Annotated in this window: 20 protein-coding genes; 12 read left to right on the top strand and 8 right to left on the bottom strand. The window is 63.4% G+C overall.

Translation table 11 applies throughout. The features are described 5' to 3' along the window. Nucleotides 1-47: 47 nt before the first annotated feature. The gene (locus GDN70_RS33695; protein ID WP_152103590.1) at nt 48-2,666 is read right to left on the bottom strand and encodes an autotransporter domain-containing protein; all 2,619 of its coding nucleotides are present in this window, start codon (nt 2,664-2,666) and stop codon (nt 48-50) included. 313 nt (nt 2,667-2,979) lie between these two features. Here GDN70_RS33695 and GDN70_RS33690 point away from each other — a divergent pair, with 313 nt between their 5' ends. Further along, nucleotides 2,980-3,327, top strand: coding sequence for a hypothetical protein (locus GDN70_RS33690; RefSeq protein ID WP_095424777.1), 348 nt, complete (start codon nt 2,980-2,982; stop codon nt 3,325-3,327). Between the two features lie 68 nt (nt 3,328-3,395). On the opposite strand, the gene GDN70_RS33685 is transcribed toward GDN70_RS33690, so the two are convergent. The 3 genes from GDN70_RS33685 to GDN70_RS33675 are packed head-to-tail and all read right to left on the bottom strand — an operon-like array spanning nt 3,396 to nt 5,520. Further along, complete coding sequence (locus GDN70_RS33685) at nt 3,396-4,223, bottom strand: adenylate/guanylate cyclase domain-containing protein (RefSeq protein ID WP_152103768.1); 828 nt, start codon at nt 4,221-4,223, stop codon at nt 3,396-3,398. Between the two features lie 59 nt (nt 4,224-4,282). Beyond that, nucleotides 4,283-4,750: a YbaK/EbsC family protein gene (locus tag GDN70_RS33680; RefSeq protein WP_028140075.1), complete on the bottom strand. Its 468-nt coding sequence runs from the start codon at nt 4,748-4,750 to the stop codon at nt 4,283-4,285. Between the two features lie 38 nt (nt 4,751-4,788). Continuing rightward, complete coding sequence (locus tag GDN70_RS33675; RefSeq protein ID WP_095424778.1) at nt 4,789-5,520, bottom strand: haloacid dehalogenase type II; 732 nt, start codon at nt 5,518-5,520, stop codon at nt 4,789-4,791. Between the two features lie 195 nt (nt 5,521-5,715). Here GDN70_RS33675 and GDN70_RS33670 point away from each other — a divergent pair, with 195 nt between their 5' ends. Then, nucleotides 5,716-7,479, top strand: a complete 1,764-nt coding sequence (locus tag GDN70_RS33670) for a caspase family protein (protein ID WP_095424779.1) — start codon at nt 5,716-5,718, stop codon at nt 7,477-7,479. Nucleotides 7,480-7,943: 464 nt separating this feature from the next. Here GDN70_RS33670 and GDN70_RS33665 read toward each other — a convergent pair whose 3' ends face one another. Beyond that, nucleotides 7,944-8,315 carry a helix-turn-helix domain-containing protein gene (locus GDN70_RS33665; RefSeq protein WP_028140077.1) on the bottom strand — a complete coding sequence of 124 codons (372 nt, stop codon included), beginning with the start codon at nt 8,313-8,315 and terminating at the stop codon, nt 7,944-7,946. A gap of 149 nt (nt 8,316-8,464) precedes the next feature. Here GDN70_RS33665 and GDN70_RS33660 point away from each other — a divergent pair, with 149 nt between their 5' ends. Further along, nucleotides 8,465-9,199: an SDR family NAD(P)-dependent oxidoreductase gene (locus GDN70_RS33660; RefSeq protein ID WP_028140078.1), complete on the top strand. Its 735-nt coding sequence runs from the start codon at nt 8,465-8,467 to the stop codon at nt 9,197-9,199. 63 nt (nt 9,200-9,262) lie between these two features. Here the strand turns inward: GDN70_RS33660 and GDN70_RS33655 are convergent, their stop codons facing one another. Beyond that, complete coding sequence (locus tag GDN70_RS33655; RefSeq protein WP_018321552.1) at nt 9,263-10,147, bottom strand: 4-hydroxyphenyl-beta-ketoacyl-CoA hydrolase; 885 nt, start codon at nt 10,145-10,147, stop codon at nt 9,263-9,265. A 323-nt stretch (nt 10,148-10,470) separates the two neighbouring features. Here GDN70_RS33655 and ykgO point away from each other — a divergent pair, with 323 nt between their 5' ends. The 3 genes from ykgO to GDN70_RS33640 all read left to right on the top strand — a co-directional run bounded on the left by ykgO (nt 10,471) and on the right by GDN70_RS33640 (nt 11,766). Further along, nucleotides 10,471-10,596 (top strand): type B 50S ribosomal protein L36, encoded by a 126-nt coding sequence (ykgO, locus tag GDN70_RS33650; protein WP_006611362.1) that lies wholly within the window; start codon nt 10,471-10,473, stop codon nt 10,594-10,596. A gap of 107 nt (nt 10,597-10,703) precedes the next feature. Continuing rightward, nucleotides 10,704-11,336: a tetratricopeptide repeat protein gene (locus GDN70_RS33645; RefSeq protein ID WP_038947517.1), complete on the top strand. Its 633-nt coding sequence runs from the start codon at nt 10,704-10,706 to the stop codon at nt 11,334-11,336. A 169-nt stretch (nt 11,337-11,505) separates the two neighbouring features. After that, nucleotides 11,506-11,766: a hypothetical protein gene (locus GDN70_RS33640; protein ID WP_028140081.1), complete on the top strand. Its 261-nt coding sequence runs from the start codon at nt 11,506-11,508 to the stop codon at nt 11,764-11,766. 112 nt (nt 11,767-11,878) lie between these two features. Here the strand turns inward: GDN70_RS33640 and GDN70_RS33635 are convergent, their stop codons facing one another. Next, complete coding sequence (locus GDN70_RS33635) at nt 11,879-12,061, bottom strand: hypothetical protein (RefSeq protein WP_152103589.1); 183 nt, start codon at nt 12,059-12,061, stop codon at nt 11,879-11,881. A 343-nt stretch (nt 12,062-12,404) separates the two neighbouring features. Here GDN70_RS33635 and GDN70_RS33630 point away from each other — a divergent pair, with 343 nt between their 5' ends. After that, nucleotides 12,405-13,361 carry an alpha/beta fold hydrolase gene (locus tag GDN70_RS33630; protein WP_038947515.1) on the top strand — a complete coding sequence of 319 codons (957 nt, stop codon included), beginning with the start codon at nt 12,405-12,407 and terminating at the stop codon, nt 13,359-13,361. Between the two features lie 1,105 nt (nt 13,362-14,466). Here GDN70_RS33630 and cycA read toward each other — a convergent pair. Next, nucleotides 14,467-14,862, bottom strand: coding sequence for a cytochrome c-550 CycA (gene cycA / locus GDN70_RS33615; RefSeq protein ID WP_028140083.1), 396 nt, complete (start codon nt 14,860-14,862; stop codon nt 14,467-14,469). A 280-nt stretch (nt 14,863-15,142) separates the two neighbouring features. On the opposite strand from cycA, the gene GDN70_RS33610 reads away from it, so the two are divergent. The 5 genes from GDN70_RS33610 (at nt 15,143) to GDN70_RS33590 (ending at nt 21,134) form a co-directional block, all read left to right on the top strand. Next, a complete protein-coding gene (locus GDN70_RS33610; RefSeq protein ID WP_152103588.1) occupies nt 15,143-16,636 on the top strand; it encodes an FAD-linked oxidase C-terminal domain-containing protein in 1,494 nt (497 codons plus the stop codon). A gap of 71 nt (nt 16,637-16,707) precedes the next feature. Then, the gene (locus GDN70_RS33605; protein ID WP_152103587.1) at nt 16,708-17,946 is read left to right on the top strand and encodes an FAD-binding protein; all 1,239 of its coding nucleotides are present in this window, start codon (nt 16,708-16,710) and stop codon (nt 17,944-17,946) included. Beyond that, a complete protein-coding gene (gene glcF, locus GDN70_RS33600) occupies nt 17,943-19,265 on the top strand; it encodes a glycolate oxidase subunit GlcF (RefSeq protein WP_095424785.1) in 1,323 nt (440 codons plus the stop codon). The genes GDN70_RS33605 and glcF overlap by 4 nt, the downstream gene beginning before the upstream one ends. Nucleotides 19,266-19,349: 84 nt before the next feature. Then, nucleotides 19,350-19,724, top strand: coding sequence for a histone (locus tag GDN70_RS33595; RefSeq protein WP_152103586.1), 375 nt, complete (start codon nt 19,350-19,352; stop codon nt 19,722-19,724). A gap of 393 nt (nt 19,725-20,117) precedes the next feature. Next, nucleotides 20,118-21,134 carry a TorF family putative porin gene (locus GDN70_RS33590; RefSeq protein WP_038947510.1) on the top strand — a complete coding sequence of 339 codons (1,017 nt, stop codon included), beginning with the start codon at nt 20,118-20,120 and terminating at the stop codon, nt 21,132-21,134. The last annotated feature ends 23 nt before the right edge of the window (nt 21,135-21,157 follow it).

Genomic DNA, 21,157 nt, shown 5'->3' with positions numbered 1-21,157 from the left:
TAAGCATGATCTTTCGGAAAACCGCTGCGCACTTTCCGGATCATGCTTTAGAATTCGCTGCGGACAACGCCCCGAAGGGTATGCCGGTCATATCCCGGCGCGAACGCGCCCTCGTAGGATGCCTTGAACGATGTCGCGGCCGTGAGGTCCCATCGGATCTCGGCACCGGTGAGCGCCACCGTGCGCGCGCGCTCGACGCCGGTGATCGCGAACGGAATGCCGGGCGCGCCTTCGAGCGCAGCGGTAATGGTTGCTGCGTTGCCGGAAAACTCATGGCGTACGGCAAGGGTCGCGCCGAACTGCGCCGCGTGACCGTTCGGCATCATCATGCGGTGATGGGTGCGCAAGCCGGCCGTGCCGTAGCCGACGTCGAAGCTGCCGGCGCGCACCAGCTGATTGACGCCGGGCGCGCCGGTCTCGGAGAAGCTGCCCTGGCGCGTTGAATACCAGTCGGCCTTGGCGAACGGCTCGGCCGCAAAACCCCATCCGGTCTCGAAGGGACGTGCGATGCCGAACGACGCGGCAAAGGTATTCGCCCGCGAGGAAGCCGTTGCAGTCTGTCCCAGGAACGAGATCGTGCGGGAGGATTCCAGCGCCGCGAAGGAATAGCTGATGGCGGATGCGAGATTGAATCCTCCCGCTTCACCGCGTGCGTAGAAGCCGGCATGACCGGCATTGGCGTCGATGCGGTCGGCCCGGCCCGCCATGCGCAACTGACCGGTCGATGCGCCGATCGCAAGGCCGGCCGTGAAGCCCGGCAGGTTCCAGAGATCGGCGCCGAGGGCCGCGCCGCCAACGGCCGTGCTGGTCCCGAAAGCAATGTTGCTCGCCGCCACCTTGTCCCAGTTTCCGTAGCCGCCGAACCAGATGCTCTGCACCGGTGCAGCGCGGCGACCCCGCAGCGCCTTGCCGATCGGGTCCACCGGCGCCTCGGCGTAGGCTGTGGCTGACATCCGCACGCTCTCGCCGCGCGACTGCGTGCCGGCGTTCCACATGAAGCTCTGGAACATGTCGGCCTGGTCCGCGGTGAAGCGGCGACCGTCGGCGTGAATCTGCCCGGCGAGATCGTCGAGGCCGGCCTTGATGCCTGACGTATTGAGCGCGGCGAGCGTATTGATCGCGGTGCCGAGCGGACCGGATGCGCCGCCGGACTGCGCCTGATCCAGCGCGCCGGCCACCGCCGTCTGGTTCGGGGTCAGGCCCGACAGCGTTCCGAAGCCGCCGATCTGTTGCAGAAGGAAGTAGACATTGCTGGCATCGTAGCTGAGTTGCCCCGAGACCAGCGGGCTGCCCGAGGTCGTGAGCGTCGCGAACGTGCCGGTGACGCCGCCGGTCGCGGTCAGGATCGTATATTGGGTGTTGGCGAGGAAGCCCGCGCCGAGCGGCACGATCTGCACCGTGCCACCATTGAGTGTCGCCGTCCCGGTCGCTGCGATCTTGTCGGACTGGCCGCCGGGATTGATCTCGACCTGAAAGGTCGAGCCGGTGTTGAAGGTCAGGTTGCCGCTGACATTGAGGGTCCCGATTGAATTGCCTGAAACGACCATGCCGCCATTGTTGACGACGATGCCGCCGACCGTGCCGGTGCCGCCGAGATAGCCGCCGTTGACGGTGACGACCGATGGCAGCGTGCCGTTCACGATCAGGCCGCCCGCGTCCACCGTGGTGGCTCCGTTGAAGGCGGTGGTGCCGGTCAGCGTCCAGACCGAGGTGCCGGTCTTTGTCAGTTGCTCGAACTCGTCGAATTGAAGGCCGGCTCCGAGATTGCCGAGATCGAACGAGGCGCTGCCGCTGCTGCCAAGGTTCAGCGTGTCGGTGCCGGTCCCGCCGCGAACATTTCCGGTGATCGTCGAGCCCGGGGCGAGGCCCAGCAGGTCATCGCCTCCGGACAGGTCGATCGCTCCGCTGCCGCCGCCGGAGATGGTTCCGGCATTGAGGACAGTGTCGGTGCCGGAAGAGCCCTGGATGGCGATGAAGAAGCCGCCCGAAATCGTGCCGCCATTGATGAGGGTATTGCCGCCGGCAATGAGCTGCACGCCGGTATGGCCGCCGCCGATCGATCCACCCTGATAGACAAGGACGACATTGTCGCTGGACGTGCCGCTGATCCGCAGTCCCGTCGTGTTTCCTCCGGTGCCGACGACCGTCCCGCGAATGTTGACGAGATTGCTGTTCGAATTGTCGATGACGATGGCCGCTTCGGCGTTGCCCGTACCTTCCGCGATCCCGCCAGCCGCGATCGTCACATTGTTGTGGCTTGATCCGTTGGAGAGCAGCACGGCTCCGCTGTAGGTCGAAGCTGTCGCCTGATCGTTGACGGTGACATGCGAAGCGATGGTGCCGTCGAACACGATCGCGGGAATCCCGGCGCCCGGCAGGAGCGACGTCAAGGTACCGTCGCCGACGTTGACCGTGACGTTGCTGCCGCCGGTGGCGTTGATGTGGTCGGTGTTGCCGAGGCCGGTGCAGGTCGCGACATCGCCCGAATTGAGCGCGCCAATCGTGCCGGTGCCGGCCACAGTGCAGGCCGCGAGCGCCGGGACGGCTGTAAGGACGGGCAGCGCGGCAAGCACCAGCGGCGCCAGCGCCGCAGTCACGAGCAGCCTGTTACGCAGGATGGCGGCCGTTGTGGTGTTTTGCGCACAGGCCGGTATTGCAGTCGGCATCGACGGATTCCCTCATTCCAGCGCAATTGCTAGCGGGGCCGTCGCCGCGGTTCTTGGCGTTATGCGAAATGCCCTATGGCCAAAGGCGCAAGCCCGCCGGTTTGCGCTGGCCCTGTTGCGGCGGTGCCACGGACCGTGGCGCCGCATGTCGCCCGGGCAAGTGGACAACAGCGCAGGGGATGACGTTGCGGGCAACCCGAATATTTAGGGTGAATTGGGTTCCGAAGCCATTTTCACATTTTGTTGTTGGTTCAGAACCGGGTCCTGCCTCATTGATTGATGAAAATCGACGGGAATCGAGAAGGATCGGGACATGCGAACAGAGCGGATTGCGCTGGGTGTGGCGCTCGCGGTCGGCGGCATCGTCGCGCAGGGCGCTGCATGCGCCCAGGAATATCGCGGCACCATGGAACAGCAGATGGCATGTACGCCGGACGTCTGGCGTCTGTGCAGCGACCAGATTCCGGACGTGAGCCGGATCACCGCCTGCCTGCAGCAGAACACGCCGCAGCTGTCGAGCGGCTGCCGCGCCGTGTTCCAGTCCAACAACCAGATGCCGCCGCAGCAGCAGGTCCCGCGCAATCGCGCCGCACCGCCGCCGCGCTATAACAATGCGCCGCCGCCACCTCCGCAGCGTCCCTATGACGATTACGACGATTAGGCTCTGAAGAGAGCAGGATCCGGAAAATTGCGCAGCGCCAGGCGCGACGATGCGGTCGTGCCGCCGGGTCAGCGCTCGGTCTTGCTGTCCGATTCAGGTTGTCCAAGCACCATCCGCAGGACGACACCGAAGAGAATGGCTGCGACCGGCCAATGGAACCAGATCTTGTTGCCAGTGAAAAGATTGATCAGAATCAGGAAGGCCGACACCGTGAGGGCCGCTGCCAGCGGGCGGGGCAGCTTTGCGAGCCAATCCGAGACGACATTCGTCGCCGAAGACAGCTCGCGCCTGTTGTCCATTCGCGGAGCACGCGCTCGCTCTGAGGGCGCTGCGCTTGCCTCGATCGGGACGCTTCCCGGCACCGCCGTTTGGCTACCCAGGGTCAGCCGATAGCTGGTCAGGGGCGCGATGTTCTTCAGGGGACGCTGGCCGAGACAGTCGAAGCCAACCGACAATTTGTTGTGCACCTGGTCGTAGACGGAGCTCGAGATCACGACGCCGCCGGGCTCAGCGAGCTCTTGCAGCCGCGATGCGATATTGACCCCGTCGCCATAGATGTCGGAGCCGTCCACCATGACGTCGCCGAGGTTGATGCCGATGCGAAACTGCATCGGGCTCGCCTGCGGCGCGTCCGCGGCCTGACTGGAGATTTCCTGCTGAATCTCGACCGCGCATTGCACGGCCTCGACGACGCTGGCGAACTCGGCGATCACGGCATCGCCCCAGGTATTCACGATGCGGCCGTCATGGCGCTCGACCAATCGCGCGATGGCGGTGCGGTAGCGGCGGAGCGTCTCCAGCGTTCCGGTCTCGTCTGCTTCCATGAGACGAGAATAGCCGTACACGTCAGCGCACAGCACGGTGGTCAGTCGTCGTTTCACCTTGTCGTCGGTCATCGGCGCCATGCTAGCCTCCCTGATCGGCAAATGCATCAGGGATCGTATCCGGTGCCGCCTTACGGCCTGACCTCGCAGACATCGACCCATTCGGCGGCGGTCAGCTCGGCCATCCGGTCGGGCGTGATGCGCACCGCGCTGTGGGTCGAGCCCGCGGCCGGGACCACGACGTCGAATGCCTTCAGGGAGACGTCGCAATAGATCGGCAGCGGCGACTTCAGCCCGAACGGGCAGACGCCGCCGACCTCGTGTCCGGTGATGTCGGCGACCTCCTCCAGCCCCAGCATCTTCGGCTTGCCGCCAAACTGCGCCTTGACCTTCTTGTTGTCCATGCGCGAGGTGCCGGCGGCGACGATCAGAATCACGCGTTCGCCGACGCGCAAGCTCAGCGTCTTGGCAATCATTCCGGGCTCGACCCCGTAGGCTTCGGCCGCCAGCGGCACCGTGGCCGAGCTGATCGGCGATTCCATCACTGTGATGTCGGGGGCTTTCTCGGCGAAAAAGGCGCGAACGGATTCCAGGCTCATTCCGGGCAGCTCATTTCAGACTTTGCGGGCGGCGATGCCTAAGCAATCATTGGCAGCTCGGAGAGCGCCCGGACACGATGATCCGGTGCGAAACCAAGCTCGTCCATCTGGGTGCGGATCGCCCTAAACATCGTCAGCGGTGCCATGAGTTCGTTCTCGACGCAAGCCAGCGCCATGGCTTCCGGTGTCACCCGCTCGATCCAGGCGACGTTCAGCCCGAACGCTTTCGCGCCCGCCACGTCCCAGGGGTTGGAGGACACGAACAGAGTCTCGCTCGGTGCGGTGCCGAGCACTTCCCCGATCAGCAAGTAGGCCTCCGGGCTCGGCTTGAAGATCTTCTTGGCATCGACGCTGATGGTGGCATCGAGCAGACGATCGAGGCCGGAATTGCGCACCAGTGCATTCAGCATGTCCGGGCTGCCGTTGGAGAGGATAGCGAGCTTACGCGGCTTGAGCGCTGCAAGCGCGCTTGTCGCGTCCGGATAGAGGTCGAGATGCAGATATTTCTCGATGACGCGCTCGAACGCCTCGCTCTCATAGGCCAGCCCGAGCACGCGCAGCGTATAGGCCAGCGAGTCGCGGGTGACCGCGGTGAAATCCTGGTAGCGCTGCATCAGCGAGCGCAACCAGGTGTATTCGAGCTGCTTGATGCGCCAGACCTGCGTGATGATCTCGCCATAGCCGGGAAACGCATCCTCGGTGACCTCGGCCACCGACTGGATGTCGTAGAGCGTTCCGTAGGCGTCGAAGACGACGGCTTTGATGGTCATCGGCTGTCCTTCCAGGATCGTTGTGGGCACAAGAACTCCGCTTGGGGGAGTACGCGTTGTCGTCAGCTTACCAAGGCACAGCGGAAGTTTGCCAAACTGCAGGCACGGCATCGAAGTGTGATCAGCATCACAGAGCCAATGCTTGCCTTTCATCAGGCTCGACGTAGGCTGCGCACACTTTGATCGGGGCCTACGATGGGCGCTCTTCGCTGGTTTTCATTATTCTTTTTCATCTGGCTGACCTGCGGTTCGGCGCAGGCCGAGCGTCGCGTGGCGCTGGTGATCGGTAACTCGGCTTATGAAAAGGTCGCCCGGCTCGGCAATCCCTCCAGCGACGCTGCGCTCGTGGCGGAAACCTTGAAGGCTGCCGGCTTCGATCTTGTCGACCTGCGTCATGACCTGAAAGTAGCCGATATGAGGCGGGCGCTGCGGGACTTTATCGAACAGTCCCGCGATGCCGAGGTTGCGGTCGTTTACTATGCAGGTCACGGCATCGAGGTTGATGGGGTCAATTATCTCGTCCCGATCGATGCTGTCCTCGAACGTGACACTGACATTTATGACGAGGCAATGTCGCTGGATCGGGTGTTGGTCGCTATCGAGCCTGCGAAAAAGCTGCGGCTGGTGGTTCTTGACGCATGCCGTGACAGCCCGTTCTCGAAGGTGATGAAGCGGACCCTCGCTTCCAGGGCGATTGGGCGCGGCCTCGCAAAGGTAGAACCGTCAGGCCCCAACACCCTGATTGCCTTCGCATCGAAGGCAGGTTCAACAGCGCTGGATGGTGACGGCAAGAATAGTCCGTTCACGGCGGCGATGGTTCACCACGTCACCAAGCCGGGCCTGGATCTGCGAAAGGCTTTTGGTTACGTCCGCGACGAAGTTTTGAAGTCTACCGCCAACAGGCAAGAGCCATACCTCTACGGCTCACTTGGAGGCGATGATCTATCGCTTGTCCCGGCAGTGGCGGCGCCGTCACCAACAGGACCGCAGGCGGATCCGCAGACGGCAATCCGAAGGGACTACGAACTGGCGCTGCAACTCGGCACCCGCGATGGCTGGGAAGCCTTTCTGTCTCAATATCCGGATGGTTTCTATGCCAACCTTGCGAGAGCGCACGCGAAAAAAATCGCTGCAGAAGAGGCGCGGGCAGCTGCCGCTGAAAAGGCGAGGCTAGCGGAGCAGGAGAGGGTTCGACTTGCCGCAGAAGGTGCAAGACAGTTCGAGATAGAAAAAGCAGCTGCGGCTGCCAAGGCAGCTGAAGAGGCCCGCATCGCTGCCGAGAAGGTCAAGCAGGTCGAGCAGGACAAGGCTGCTGCGGCTGAAAGAGCTCGTCTGACAGCCCAGGAGAACGCGGCGCGGGAACTCGCAACTCGAGAGAATGCCTCGCGAGAAAAGAACCAGCAAGTCGCTGCTCTACCACCTCCCGTCGAGACGGAGCAGATCAGTGCCGACACAGCTCGCGCGCTGCAAGCCGAGCTACGTCGCGTGGGATGCAATGTGGGCGTTGTCGACGGCGTTTGGGGTGAGCCCTCGCAGAAAGCCCTCGACCTCTTCAACAAGCACGCTGGCATGAAACTGAATGTGAGCGTCGCCACTACCGACGCGCTGGACGCCGTCAGAAACAAGGGCGGGCGAATCTGTCCGCTGACTTGCGAGAACGGCTACCGCGCAGAGGGGGACCGCTGCACGAAAATCACCTGCCGCAAGGGCTACGTCCTGAACGACGAGAATGAGTGCGAGAAGAAGGGAGCGTTGCCTGAAGCAAAGAAAAAGCCAGAGCTGCAGCACCGCGAAGCAAGACCCTCTTCGTCCTCCGCCGTCACGCGCGCTGATGCGGCTCTATCTAACGGCACCTACCAGAAATGCATGGGCCCCATCACGGGATGCTATGCAAGGGCCATTCAGCAGATGGACCCGCAGAGAGCCAAGATCTGGTGCAGTCGGCAGCCGACGTGCTGAATCACCAAGGCGGAGAAAAATGAAATTTGCTTGTGTTTGGGCTGTTGTCGGCGCAGTCGCGTTTTGAACTCGCATCGGCTCAAATGGATGGAGTCGTTCAACGGTCGAGGCGCAAGGCGCATGCTCTCAATGATCGATTTGCTTTCTTTCTCAGTCAAATTCTTGGGTAAAGTCTGACTTGACACTGAAACGAGGGGCCGGGTGATGTCGAGGATTCTTGCAGTTCTTTTTGTTGTAATGTTTCCGCTGGTGTTTGCGGTCGAAGCGAGGGCTCAGGTGCACAGTCCAGCAGCCAAGATGAGCTCTGACAACGGACAATGCCCCACCGGCAGTTGCGCCATGGACGGTTCGGCTTTTGCAAAACACCGCAAATATTGTTCGCCAGCCAACTGTCTGAACAACCGTTTTAAGAGGAAGCAGACGCAGAGGTAGAGGTTGCATGGCGTTCGATGCAACCATTCAAGCTAGCCAGTCGGCTGACGTCCTCGCCGCGTCCAGGTCGCGCGCTCGGCGAAGACCTGGCTGACCTCCGCCATGTGCTCGGTGCCCCACGTGCAGAGCGGCACGAGAGCCTGGGCCAGGCTGTGACCCAAGGGAGTGAGGCTGTAGTCGACCCGCGGGGGCACTTCCCTGTAGTCGGTCCGCTTCACGAGACCGTCAGCCTCCAGCTCCTTCAACTGCTGGATCAGTACCTTGTCGCTGACGTCGCGGATGGCGCGGCGGAGCTCGCCGTAGCGGGTCGGGCCGTCCTGGGCGACGAAGTACAGGATCAGCGGCTTCCACTTGCCGGCGACGACCCGCAAGGTTGCATCTAAGCCGCAGGTGAAGCCGGGCAGAGTCGGCGTGCAGCTCTGGACCGGTGTTGGAGACTGCGCAGGCGGGAAAGTCGTGTCTGACATTTTTTTGGGTACTTACCAAAAGGTGCATACTTGTCGATAGGTGGGTATGCCGCCAGCTCAGTGCAACCTCAGTGAAGGAGCACATCATGAGCAGACTACAAGGCAAGACGGCAGTGGTGACCGGCGGCGGCACCGGCATCGGATTTGGAGCGGCGAAACGGTTCATCGACGAAGGCGCGTTCGTCTACATCTTCGGGCGGCGGCAGGAGCAACTCGACGCCGCCGTGGCGAAGCTCGGATCCTCGGCGCGCGCCGTCAGGGGCTCGGTGACGGATCTGGCCGACCTCGACCGGCTCTATGAGACGGTGAAGAAAGAACGCGGCGGGCTCGACATTCTGTTCGCCAATGCCGGCACCGGACTATTCGCCCCGCTCGGCGAGATCACGGTCGAGCATTACGATCACATCTTCGACGTCAATGTGAAGGGACTGGTTTTCACGGTGCAGAAGGCCCTGCCCCTGATGACGAAGGGATCGTCGATCATCCTGACCGGTTCGAGCACGGGCGTGATGGGGACGCCGCAGTTCAGCATCTACAGCGCGACCAAGGCCGCGGTTCGCAATCTGGCGCGGAGTTGGGCGCAGGATCTGCGCGGCACCGGCATCCGCGTCAATGTGCTGTCGCCGGGGCCGACCAAGACGGAGCTGGCACTGGAGATCGTCGGAGAGGAAGCCTTCGACGCGCTTGGAAGCACGACGCCGCTCGGCCGCGTGGCAGCCCCGTCGGAGACGGGCGCGGTCGCCGCGTTCCTGGCTTCGTCGGACAGCAGCTTCATGACCGGCAGCGAAGTGTTCGTCGACGGAGGCCTCGCTCAGATCTGAGGTTTTTCGCATGAGGGCTTCGGTCACCCGAAGCCCTCATGCGCGGCGCTGATGAGAAGCGCTTCAGATCCCCAGCAGTTTTCGCGCGTTGGCCTTGAGCACCTTCGGCCGGATCTCGTCGCGGATCTCGATCTTGGCGAAGTCCGACAGCCAGCGGTCGGGCGTGATCACCGGCCAGTCCGAGCCGAACAGCATCTTGTCCTGCAGAATCGAGTTGATGTAGCGCACCAGGATCGGCGGGAAGTACTTCGGCGACCAGCCGGACAGGTCGATATAGACGTTCGGCTTGTGGGTCGCGACCGACAGCGCCTCTTCCTGCCAGGGGAAGGAGGGGTGGGCGAGGATGATCTTGAGGTCGGGGAAATCAGCCGCGACGTCGTCCATGTACATCGGGTTGGAATATTTCAGCCGCATCCCCATGCCGCCGGGCATGCCCGAGCCGACGCCGGTCTGGCCGGTGTGGAACAGCGCGACCGCGCCGCCATTGTTGATCTCTTCGTAGAGCGGATAGGCCATGCGGTCGTTGGCGTAGAAGCCCTGCATGGTCGGGTGGAATTTGAAGCCGCGCACCCCGTATTCCTCGATCAGCTTGCGCGCCTCGCGCGCGCCGAGCTTGCCCTTGTGCGGGTCGATCGAGACGAAGGGGATGAGGACGTCGAGATGGTCGGAAGCGGCCTCGATCATCTCGTAATTGTTGTAGCGGCGGAAGCCGGTCTCGCGCTCGGCATCAACCGGGAAGATCACCGCGGCGATGTTCTTGGAGCGGTAATAGGCCGCGGTCTCCGGCACCGTCGGCGGATGCTTGTTCGGCGACTTGAAGTATTCCGCCATCTGCGCCTGGAAATCGTCATAGCCGTCGTCGGGGTGGCAGCCGCAGGGCTCCTCGGCGTGGGTGTGGATGTCGATGGCGACGACATCGTCGATGTTGGGCAGCTTCAGCTTCGGCATGGGTTTCCTCCCGACGGGTTGCCGAATTGATTATATCATATAACGAATTTGGCAAGGCGTCGTCGACAAGGCGTCGTCGAAAGGTCTGATTCCCCAGCGCTGAATCGGGCCGATTCGGCCGCTTCGACTGTGCATGGGGTTGTTTTCGCGAATTTGCCGGTTCGGAACCGGGCAGTTAACATTGACATCACCTCCCGCCATGCCTTAAGAACCGCCCCGTCCCGGGCGGTCGTCCGCCGGCGGGAAAAATCTCATTTTGCCACATTCGCGCGTGCCGAAACGGTAGTGCCGAACACGGCCTTTCGAACGTTCAGGATTCCGCCATGAAGGTCCGTAACTCGCTGAAATCGCTGCGCGGTCGCCATCGCGCCAACCGCCTGGTCCGCCGCAAGGGCCGGGTCTATGTGATCAACAAGGTGCAGCGCCGCTTCAAGGCTCGTCAGGGCTGATATTGCCCTGCCGGACGCCCGCGCGCGCCCCGCAAGACCACGGTCTCACACGAGTTTGACGCCGCCTTTGCTTTGCAAGGGCGGCTTTGCGCGTTTAGACTTCGACCATGGCAGTGAGATTCCTCTTCGCGCGCACCTTGTGTCTGGCCCTTGTGCTGGGAACCTCCGGCCTTGCTCCGGCCCTGGCACAGCAGGTTGATCCACCCGGCAAGCAGAAGAAGCTCCCGGAAGCGCCGGCCAAGCTGCCCAAGGTCGATCGCAACAAGAATCTCGAATTCCTGTTCGGCGCGTTGAAGGCGGCGCCCGACGAGGCCAGCGCCAAGCATGTCGAGGCGCGGATCTGGGCAATCTGGCTACAGACCCCGAGCGACACCGCCGCGCTGTTGATGGCCCGCGCCAAGACCGCGGTCGACGCCAAGAAGATCGAGGTCGCGATCAAGCTGCTGGATTCGGTCATCAAGCTGAGGCCCGACTACATCGAGGCCTGGAACCGGCGCGCCACGCTCTACTACATGCAGAATGACTATGGCCGTTCGCTCGCGGATATCCAGCAGGTGCTGATCCGGGAGCCGCGCCATTTCGGCGCGCTCGCTGGCCTCGGCATGATCATGCAGGAGGTCGGCGACGAGAAGCGCGCGCTCGAGGCCTATCGCAAGGCGCTGGCCGTCAATCCGCACCTCGAAAAGATTCCCGACCAGGTCAAGGCGCTGACCGAGAAGGTCGAAGGCCGCGATATCTAGAGCTCGATCCGGAATAGTTCGGGAGGACCGTGCTCGCGCAATAGCGGATAGTTTGATCATCTTCCGAGCGATGGCGCCTTACGTGGATTAACCACGATTGGAAGCGCGGCATCGTGAGGACTATTGCCGGCGCCGCCAGGGGCCTACCTGCATGGCAGGAGCAAAAGCCATGAAGCGTTTGATCTTTGCGGGTAGCTTGCTGCTCGCGTCGGGGACGGTGAGCTTCGCCGACGGACTTTTCTGGGTGGTCGGCAACCGCGCCACCGGAAAATGCAACATCGTGACCAGCAATCCGGTCATCATCGGCGATATCTGGTTCGGCGACGGTCCCTACAAGTCGAGGGCCGATGCCAAGCTTGCCCGTTCGACGATCCGCGCCTGTCCCGCACTTACCCCGGACGAGGAAAAGGACGAGGACGGAGCGAACTAGTCTGCGTGCCAAGCATGATCCGGACCCGAAGAGCCGCGTTCGCGAAAAGTGTGCAGCGGTTTTCCGACGAGATCATGCTCGATAGAGAGCCTAAAGTGCGGTCCACCGCACTTTAGTGCAGAGCGTTGCCGCCGCGCTCGACCAGGCCGCGATCGGCGGCTGCGGCGTAAGCCTTTGCAAGCTCCGATTCCAGGTGCTCGTTGATCAGCAGCAGCGCCCGCAGGGCACCGCGCAGATCGCCGTTGCAGCTCGCCACGATCTCGTCGATCGCAGTGTCGTTCGATCTGAAGCTCATCGAAAATCCTCCGGTTCAAATCAGGACAAATCCTGCCGGTCTTTCCCGCATCCCCTGAGGTTGCCCTGGGGCCTGCGAGGAGGATCGGCGCCCACCCGCGCCTAGATGGCGGAACCGACCATGGCGATTATAAGGAAGCCGCGATGACGGCTGCATGAAGCTGTTCCGAGGCTTGCGCGGCCTCCTGGAATGTTGTTGATTCCATTGAGTTTTCACGTTCTTCAATTATGCACATATCCACAGCCCCGGCAGTTTCGGCGCAAATCCGGAAAGCCGGCGGAGCGAAACTGCCACCCGTAACGCCCGTAACTGCCCTGTGCCCAGGATCACCCGGATTCTCTCCATGATCGTGATGTCAGTCGTGACGGCGCTGGTTCTGCTGGCGCTGGTCACGCAGGCTGGAATCGTCGCCGTGCAGCGCGCCTTTCCGCCGCAGGGCGGGATGGTCGAGGTCGACGGCGCGACGCTTCACGTCGTCGATATCGGTCCGCGCGATGCAGGCCTGCCGATCGTGATGCTGCACGGCGCCAGCTCCAATCTCGAAGCGATGCGGCGCCCGCTCGGGGACCTGCTCGCCAAAGATCATCGCGTCATCCTGGTCGACCGTCCCGGCCATGGCTGGAGCACGCGCGCGCGGCGCCAGGATTCCACGCCGCAGATCCAGGCCCGGATGATCGACGAGGCGCTTGGCAAGCTCGGGATCGATCGCGCGATCTTCGTCGTGCATTCCTGGAGCGGCGCGCTCGGCGCGCGGATTGCGCTCGATCATCCCGGCCGCGTCGCCGGCCTGGTCATGCTCGCCCCCGTCACCCATCCCTGGCGCGGCGGTGTCGGCCGTTACAATGAGTTCATCGCAACGCCGGTGATCGGTCCGCTGCTCGCCTACACGATCACCCTGCCGCTCGGCTATTTCGTCGCTGAGGCCGGCGCGCGCAACGTGTTCCTGCCGCAGATGATGCCGGATGGATTCGTGCAGGACTCCGCGACGCCGCTGCTGCTGCGCCCGCGCGAGTTCATCGCCAATGCCTATGATCTGGTGACGCTGAAGGAGGCGGTGACTGCGCAAGCCGCGCGCTATGGCGAGATATCGGCGCCAGTCACGATCATTGCCGGCGAGCCCGACAAGACGGTGAAGACCAACATTCACGCGCGCCCGTTCGCAGCCATGGTGCCGAATGCGAAGCTGATCGTGCTGCCCGATCTCGGCCACATGGTGCAGAACGCCGTGCCGGAGCTCGTGAAGACGGAAATCGAAACGATGATCGGGAAAATCGCCCCGGCGCAGGCGGCCGCCGATTAGGGCGTCTTCGAGCGAAGTGGCTGCTCCCGTAGAGCTCTCGTAGGGTGGGCAAGGCGCACTTGCGCCGTGCCCACGATCTGCGTGTGACTGGGGAGGATTCGTGGGCACGTCGCGCAAGAGCGCGCCTTTGCCCACCCTACGGGACCGGGCCTGTGTCGGCCCCTGTCAATCCGCTCCGCTAAAAATATTCCACTTTACCGAAATTCGGTTTCGGCGTATGTGTCGCTCATCCCGGCTTGACCTTGAGGGGCGATCGCGCGTCGTCACGTTTCGCGAGCCGGGTTGCGGTGGACGCGGCAGCGTCGGCACGAGATGGTAGCGGGCAGGGCGGGTCGTCCCTGTGAGCCCGAAACCGCGTGCGGACGAGCGACGCTGAACGCGTACGGCAAAACCGTGTGGTCCTGGCCGTCGTTGCTACGGTCAAGTCTTGCGAAGGTGCGAGCGAGCCCAACCGGGCGGACTGCATCATCCAATTCGCGGGGCGAGGGAGGCCAGAGGGAACTCGGCTCCCGGGAGAGCACGGCATAAGCCGTCCGACCACCGCGCAGGGAAGGCCGAGTGATCGGCACCACCTGTATGCTGCTGTGCGGTTCTTCCTGCGTGCGCTTTTCGCGCAGCGGACCGCGGGTGCGAGCCGGCACCCGGCCTTCCCTGCGCCCTCTTGGCTATGAGGGTGGCGAGATCAAGCAAAGCTCGGGCGAAATCCGCCGCGAGGACGAGAAGGCATGTCCGCGACTTGAGCTGTGTGCCACAATCTCGATCTCGTAGGGTGGGCAAAGCGCAGCGTGCCCACGCCTTGTTGCTCATGGAGGGAGATCGTGGGCACGGCGCTACGCGCCTTTGCCCACCCTACGGCACTGCAGCTGGGATGTGCATTGGAGCATCGCGATGCCGCCTCATACTCGTCATTGAGGGGCTCTTGCGACGAAGCAATCCAGAGTCTTTCCGAGGAGGGATTCTGGATTGCTTCCGCCTTCGCCGAGGCTTCGGCGGACAAGTCGCGGCGCTTGCAACGACGCCGTGAAGAAAACGCATCAAACAAAAAGCCGCAGCTTCGGTTCTGACCCGGTCAGAACCGAAGCCGAAGCTGTCGACGGATCCGTGCTTACTGCTTGATCTTCCCGTCCTTGTCGAACTGCGCGACATAGGCCCAGAGATTGTTGATCTCGGTCTCGTTCTTGATGCCGGCGAACGCCATCTTGGTGCCGGGGATCTTGGCCTTGGGGTCCTTGATGTATTCCTTGAACACGGCCTCGTCCCAGGTGATGCCGGAATTCTTGTTCGCGTCCGTGTAGCTGTAGCCCTCGACCGTGCCCGACTTGCGGCCGTTGAGACCGTTGAGCTCGGGGCCGACCTTGTTCTTGGCGCCTTCGCCGATCGCGTGGCAGGCCAGGCATTTGTTGAACGATGTCTTGCCGGCCGCGACATCCTGCGCCATCGCGGCGGGTGCGGTGGCAATCATGGTGAGGATCGTCAGTGCGCCAAAAGTCAGTTTTGTCATCGGATGCTCTTCGTCTCTTCCCTGGTGGGTCTGGCCTGGTCAGTCTCTCGCCGGATCGGCAATCGCCCGACCTGCCGGTTTTGGCAGGCCTGCTCGGCTTGGACAAGCCACCAAACCATGACAGGTTTCATGATTTCCGACTTGTCCCAGAGCGAACTGGCGAAAGATGGCCGATCCGACTTTCGGATGGCCTACCCAAACACCCGCGGACGTGATTGATTTGCCGAGACAAATTGATCGTGCGGCGTGAGCCGGAAAGATATGCCATGAAGGATTTGATATGGCCATCATGATGCCTGCGAGCGACCAGGCGGTGCTCGCGCGCCGCGCCGAGATCGTTGCTGCATTGCGCGCGATCGTGCCCGGCGAGGGCGTGATCGATACGCCTGCCGAGATGCGGGCCTATGAATCCGACGGGCTGACGGCCTATCGGCAGCCGCCGATGGTCGTGGTGCTGCCCGATACGACCGAGCAGGTCTCGGTGATCCTGAAATATTGTGCAGGGCAAGGTATCAAGGTGGTGCCGCGCGGCTCCGGCACATCGCTATCAGGCGGGGCGCTGCCGCTCGAAGACGGCGTGCTGCTGGGGCTCGGCAAGTTCAAGCGCATCCGCGAGATCGATTTCGACAATCGCGTCGTCGTCACCGAGCCCGGCGTCACCAACCTCGCCATCAGCCAGGCGGTCGCCCATGCCGGCTTCTATTACGCGCCCGACCCGTCCTCGCAGATCGCCTGCTCGATCGGCGGCAATGTCGCGGAGAATTCCGGCGGCGTGCACTGCCTCAAATACGGCATGACCACCAACAACGTGCTCGGTTGCGAGATCGTGCTGATGAGCGGCGAGATCCTGCGCATCGGCGGCAAGGGGTGCGAGAACCCGGGCTACGATTTGATGGGCGTCATCACCGGCTCGGAAGGGCTGCTCGGCGTCATCACCGAGGTCACGGTGCGCATCCTGCAGAAGCCGGAGACGGCGCGCGCCTTGATGGTCGGCTTCGCCGAGGTCGAGGCCGCCGGCGAATGCGTGGCGCGGATCATCGGCGCCGGCATCATCCCCGGCGGCATGGAGATGATGGACAAGCCGGCGATCCACGCCGCCGAGGCCTTCGTCCATGCCGGCTATCCGCTCGATGTCGAAGCGCTGCTCATCATCGAGCTCGACGGCCCCAAGATCGAGGTCGACGAGCTGATCACGCGGGTCGAGACCATTGCACGAGGCTGCGGCTCGGTAACGCTGCAGATCTCCAATTCGGAAGCCGAGCGCAATCTGTTCTGGGCCGGCCGCAAGGCCGCGTTCCCGGCGGTGGGGCGCATCTCGCCCGACTATCTCTGCATGGACGGCACCATCCCGCGCGGGGCGCTGCCGAAGGCGCTCGCGCGCATCCGCGAGCTCGGCGAAAAATACCAGCTCGGCTGCGCCAACGTGTTTCACGCCGGCGACGGCAATCTGCACCCCTTGATCCTCTACGATGCCAACAAGCCCGGCGAGATCGAGCGCGCCGAAGCCTTCGGCGCCGATATCCTGCGCGCCTGCGTCGAGTTCGGCGGCGTGCTCACCGGCGAGCACGGCGTCGGCATCGAGAAGCGCGACCTGATGCCCGACATGTTCAGCGAGATCGACCTCAACCAGCAGCAACGGCTGAAATGCGCCTTCGATTCGCAAGGCCTGCTCAATCCCGGAAAGGTATTTCCGACCCTGCACCGCTGCGCCGAGCTCGGCCGCATGCATGTGCATGCCGGCAAGCTGGCGTTTCCTGATTTGCCGCGGTTCTAGCGTCGGTCGCTGCGCCTCGCTGCAACGCGCCAAATTTGCTTTCCGTTCTAAACTTGGATACCGGCTGAGTCGTGGATACGCTTAAGGTCAGAGACGCCAAAGACGTCGAAGAAGTGGTGCGCGCGGCGATTGCCAATGAGCAGCCGCTCGAGATCATCGGTCATGGCTCTAAGCGCGGCATCGGCCATGCCATGGCGACCAACGCCGTGCTCGACCTCTCCGCGCTGAACGCCGTCACTTCCTACGAGCCGAACGAGCTGATCATCACGCTCCTGGCCGGTGCGCCGCTGGGCGACGTGCTGTCGCTGATCGACGCCAAGAACCAGCAATTCGCGTTCGAGCCGATGAATACCGCGCCGCTGCTCGGCACGCCCGTATCGGGGACCATCGGCGGCATGATCGCGGCCGGGCTCGCCGGTCCGCGGCGGATCAGGGCGGGCGGGGCGCGCGACCATTTGCTCGGGGCCCACGCCGTCTCGGGCTTCGGGGACAGCTTCAAGACCGGCGGCAAAGTGGTGAAGAACGTCACCGGCTACGACCTCTGCAAGTTGCTCGCGGGGTCCTGGGGCACGCTGTCTGTCATGACTGAGGTTACGCTGAAGGTGATGCCCAAGCCCGAGGCCGAGCGGACGCTGCTGCTAAGCGGCCTCGACGATGCCGCCGCCAACAAGGCGATGACCGCGGCGCTCGGCTCGCCCTTCGACGTCTCCGGTGCGGCGCACCTGCCGAAATCGGCGTTCCGGGCCAAGACCGACGGGCTTGGCGATCTCGCAGGCCAAGGCGAGGCCCTGACCGTGCTGCGGCTCGAGGGTATCACGGCCTCGGCCGCCCATCGCGCTGGCTCGCTGCGCGAATTGCTGGCGCCGTTCGGAACCGCGACTCTGATCGAGGACGCGGCGTCGGCCGCGCTGTGGGCCACCATCCGCGACGTGCTGCCGTTCGCGGCCAGCGGCGCGCTCGGCGCCTGGCCGGTCTGGCGGATCGTCTGCCCGCCGGCCTCAGGCGCTGCGCTCGGCACGCAATTGGCGCGGGAGACGGGCGGCGACGTGATCTATGATTGGGGCGGCGGGCTGATCTGGGCGGCATTGCCGCCGAAGGGCGACGCGCATGCTCCCGCGGTGCGGATGCGTGCCAACGCCGTCGGCGGTCACGCAACGCTGATCCGGGCGGCCGAGGATGTCAGGCGCGATGTCGACGTCTTTCATCCGCAGGCGCCGGGCATTGCCGCCCTGAGCGAGCGGGTGCGCGCCAGTTTCGATCCAAAGGCCGTTCTCAACCGGGGCCGCTTGAGCCGAGGCGCTGTGGCATGAAGACCGAATTCTCACTCGCCCAGCTTGCCGATCCCGACATCGCGGAAGCCGACAAGATCCTGCGTGCCTGCGTCCATTGCGGCTTCTGCACCGCAACCTGTCCGACCTATGTGCTGCTCGGCGACGAGCTCGATAGCCCGCGTGGCCGCATCTATCTGATCAAGGAGATGCTGGAGAAGGACCAGGCGCCGACGGCGGAAGTGGTCAAGCATGTCGACCGCTGCCTGTCGTGCCTGGCCTGCATGACGACCTGCCCCTCGGGGGTGAACTACATGCATCTCGTCGACCAGGCCCGGGTCAGGATCGAGCAGCGTTATGAGCGGCCTCTGGCTGAGCGGCTGCTGCGTCAGGTGCTGGCTTTCGTCCTGCCCGACCCGCAGCGCTTTCGCATGAGCATGGTGCTGGCGCGGGTGGCCCGTCCGCTTGCCGTTTTCCTGCCGACGCCGCGGCCCTCGGCGACGCCCGGCCTGATCCAGCGCATCAAGGCGATGCTGGCGCTGGCCCCGCACCGGCTGCCGCCGCCGGGCCCCGCCGCCGGCAGTGTGTTCGCGGCGCTCGGCAAGAAGCGCGGCCGGGTCGCGCTGCTCCAGGGCTGCGCCCAGCAGGTCCTGGCGCCGCGCATCAACCAGGCGGCCATCAGTCTTCTCACCCGCCATGGCGTCGAGGTTGTCCTGGTCCGGGACGAACAGTGCTGCGGCGCGCTGACCCATCACCTCGGCAACGATCAGGATGCATTGGCGCGGGCGCGAGCCAACGTCGCGGCGTGGCGGAAGGAAGCGGCCGGTGAGGGGCTCGACGCCATCCTGGTGACGGCGTCCGGCTGCGGCACAGTGATCAAGGACTACGGCTATCTGCTGCGCGAGGATGCTGCGTTCGCCGCCGATGCGGCGAAGGTGTCCGCGCTCGCCAAGGACATCACCGAATACATCGCCGGCCTCGCACTCGAGCCGACTGCGCGACAGGACAACATCGTCGTCGCCTATCACTCGGCGTGTTCGTTGCAGCATGGGCAGAAAATCACGGGCCTTCCGAAAGAATTGCTTTCCAAGAATGGATTCGTGGTGAAAGATGTACCGGAGAGCCATTTGTGTTGCGGTTCGGCGGGGACCTACAACATTCTCCAGCCCGAGCTTGCGGGCCGATTGCGCGATCGCAAGGTCGCCAACATCGCGAGCGTCAAGCCGGACATGATTGCCGCGGGCAATATCGGCTGCATGGTGCAGATTGCCAGTGGCACGTCAGTTCCGGTCGTACACACGATTGAGCTTCTCGATTGGGCTACGGGCGGGTCGCGGCCGGCATTGAACGCGCAAGTTTGAGCTTTCAAGCCTGAGCTTTCCTCCGGAGGCGACGGTAGAACGACGCCCGATCGACCATTGTTCGTCGACAACAGGAGGACCACGATGGCGAAAGCGAAGAAGAAAAAAAGCAAGAAGGCCAAAAAGGCGAAGAAGGCTGTAGCGGCGAAGAAATCCGCGAAGAAGGCAGCCAAGAAGTCCGCGAAGAAATCTGCCAAAAAATCCACGAAGAAAGCTGGCAAGAAAGCTTCGAAGAAGGCCGCTCCAAAGAAGGCTGTGAAGAAGGCAGCCAGGAAAGCAGCCAAGCCGGCTGCACCGAAGAAGGCCGCGAAGAAAGCGGCACCGAAGAAGGCGAAGGCAGCTCCCGCGCCGAAGCCGTCAGCGCCGTCGCCAGCTCCGGCTCCCGAGCCGGCCGCCGAGACGAGCTGGGCGATGCCTTCGTCTTCTGCGGAAGCGGCACCGGCCGAGGGACAAGGCTAGGTCCCATCCAGCGACCGCGATCGCCAACAACAGGGAAGGCCGCTGCGGTGACGCTGCGGCCTTTTTGCATCGCCGCAGGGCCTCCGGAAGTCTTCCGTTCACGGCGCCTGTTTGATTCGTCGCCCGGATGCCACGCTAGCCGCCTTCCCCGTACTTGCACGGGTCCTGCCGTGCCCTTTGGAATGCAAATAATGTGATCGAGAAGACACACAGGCTGACAACCTTTCCTGGAATCGTCAAAACGCCCAAAAAGTCGGCAGATGCCCGTGATTTTTGCTTCACGGTCCCCATCCCTCAATCCAGATTGTCGCAGTAACGCAATTTTGCAGACAGGTCGTTGCCCCGGGGGGCCTCCGGGATCCGACTGGGTAAGAACTGGCGATGGGGATCGAAATGAAAAAAGTGGCTTTGTTGGCAACGGCGCTGGCAATGGTGACGACGGGTTCGGCTTTCGCGGCAGACTTGCGCGTGAAGGCATTGAAGGCCCCGCCGCCGCCCGCCTTCGATCCCTGGGATATCGCCTTCGGCGGTGCGGTCATGAGCGACTACATCTTCCGCGGTATCACCCAGTCGAACCACAAGCCGTCGGTCTCGGCCTATTTCGAGCCGCGCTACAACGTCACCAAGGACCTCCAGCTCTATGTCGGCGTGGCCGGTGAGAGCATCTCCTTCCCGAACCGCGCCGCAGCCGAGATCGACGTCTACGGTGGTATCCGCCCGACCTTCGGTGCGTTCGCCTTCGACATCGGCGTCTGGGGTTACCTGTATCCGGGTGGGACCTGCTATTACGGCGCGCCGATCGACACCGCCGGCAACGCGCTCAGCGCGCAGTGCGCCGCGAACGCCCTGCTCAACGGCAACGTGATGAAGAAGGACGTCAGCTTCTTCGAAGTCTACGGCAAGGTGAACTACACCATCAACGACAACTGGAGCGTCGGCCTGAACGAGTACTACACGCCGAGCTTCCTGAACTCCGGTGCGTGGGGCGACTACGTGTCGATCACCGCCAAGTACACCGCTCCGAGCACCATTTTCGGCTCCAGTGGCGTCGGCATGTATGTGTCGGGTGAGTTCGGCCGCCAGTTCCTCGGCACGTCCGACTCGTTCTACGGCACGGGCTTCGCCGCGCCGGGCTTCGCCGGTCCGTTCCCGAACGGCATCAAGTACGCCGACTACAACACCTGGAATATCGGCGTCGGCTTCACCTACAAGGTCTTCACGCTCGACCTGCGTTACTCCGACACCGACCTGTCGAAGGCGAACTGCAACGCGTTCACCAGCGACTATACGGCGACCGCCAACGGCAGCTTCAGCAACATCAATCCCACCGGCGTCGGCTCCAACTGGTGCGGCGCGGCCGGCATCGCCAAGCTCTCGTTCGACCTGACGGCGATGACCAACCTGAAGTAAGTTTCTTCCCGAGACCATTTACG

Source organism: Bradyrhizobium sp. TM102, assembly GCF_009176685.1.
Lineage (GTDB): Bacteria > Pseudomonadota > Alphaproteobacteria > Rhizobiales > Xanthobacteraceae > Bradyrhizobium > Bradyrhizobium ottawaense.
This window is presented reverse-complemented; position numbering and strand designations above follow the sequence as displayed.

Coding starts and splice junctions, on each gene's coding strand:
- GDN70_RS33695 (WP_152103590.1), bottom strand. CDS start 2,666: ATGCCGACTGCAATACCGGCCTGTGCGCAAAACACCACAACGGCCGCC.
- GDN70_RS33690 (WP_095424777.1), top strand. CDS start 2,980: ATGCGAACAGAGCGGATTGCGCTGGGTGTGGCGCTCGCGGTCGGCGGC.
- GDN70_RS33685 (WP_152103768.1), bottom strand. CDS start 4,223: ATGACCGACGACAAGGTGAAACGACGACTGACCACCGTGCTGTGCGCT.
- GDN70_RS33680 (WP_028140075.1), bottom strand. CDS start 4,750: ATGAGCCTGGAATCCGTTCGCGCCTTTTTCGCCGAGAAAGCCCCCGAC.
- GDN70_RS33675 (WP_095424778.1), bottom strand. CDS start 5,520: ATGACCATCAAAGCCGTCGTCTTCGACGCCTACGGAACGCTCTACGAC.
- GDN70_RS33670 (WP_095424779.1), top strand. CDS start 5,716: ATGGGCGCTCTTCGCTGGTTTTCATTATTCTTTTTCATCTGGCTGACC.
- GDN70_RS33660 (WP_028140078.1), top strand. CDS start 8,465: ATGAGCAGACTACAAGGCAAGACGGCAGTGGTGACCGGCGGCGGCACC.
- GDN70_RS33655 (WP_018321552.1), bottom strand. CDS start 10,147: ATGCCGAAGCTGAAGCTGCCCAACATCGACGATGTCGTCGCCATCGAC.
- ykgO (WP_006611362.1), top strand. CDS start 10,471: ATGAAGGTCCGTAACTCGCTGAAATCGCTGCGCGGTCGCCATCGCGCC.
- GDN70_RS33645 (WP_038947517.1), top strand. CDS start 10,704: ATGGCAGTGAGATTCCTCTTCGCGCGCACCTTGTGTCTGGCCCTTGTG.
- GDN70_RS33640 (WP_028140081.1), top strand. CDS start 11,506: ATGAAGCGTTTGATCTTTGCGGGTAGCTTGCTGCTCGCGTCGGGGACG.
- GDN70_RS33635 (WP_152103589.1), bottom strand. CDS start 12,061: ATGAGCTTCAGATCGAACGACACTGCGATCGACGAGATCGTGGCGAGC.
- GDN70_RS33630 (WP_038947515.1), top strand. CDS start 12,405: ATGATCGTGATGTCAGTCGTGACGGCGCTGGTTCTGCTGGCGCTGGTC.
- cycA (WP_028140083.1), bottom strand. CDS start 14,862: ATGACAAAACTGACTTTTGGCGCACTGACGATCCTCACCATGATTGCC.
- GDN70_RS33610 (WP_152103588.1), top strand. CDS start 15,143: ATGGCCATCATGATGCCTGCGAGCGACCAGGCGGTGCTCGCGCGCCGC.
- glcF (WP_095424785.1), top strand. CDS start 17,943: ATGAAGACCGAATTCTCACTCGCCCAGCTTGCCGATCCCGACATCGCG.
- GDN70_RS33595 (WP_152103586.1), top strand. CDS start 19,350: ATGGCGAAAGCGAAGAAGAAAAAAAGCAAGAAGGCCAAAAAGGCGAAG.
- GDN70_RS33590 (WP_038947510.1), top strand. CDS start 20,118: ATGAAAAAAGTGGCTTTGTTGGCAACGGCGCTGGCAATGGTGACGACG.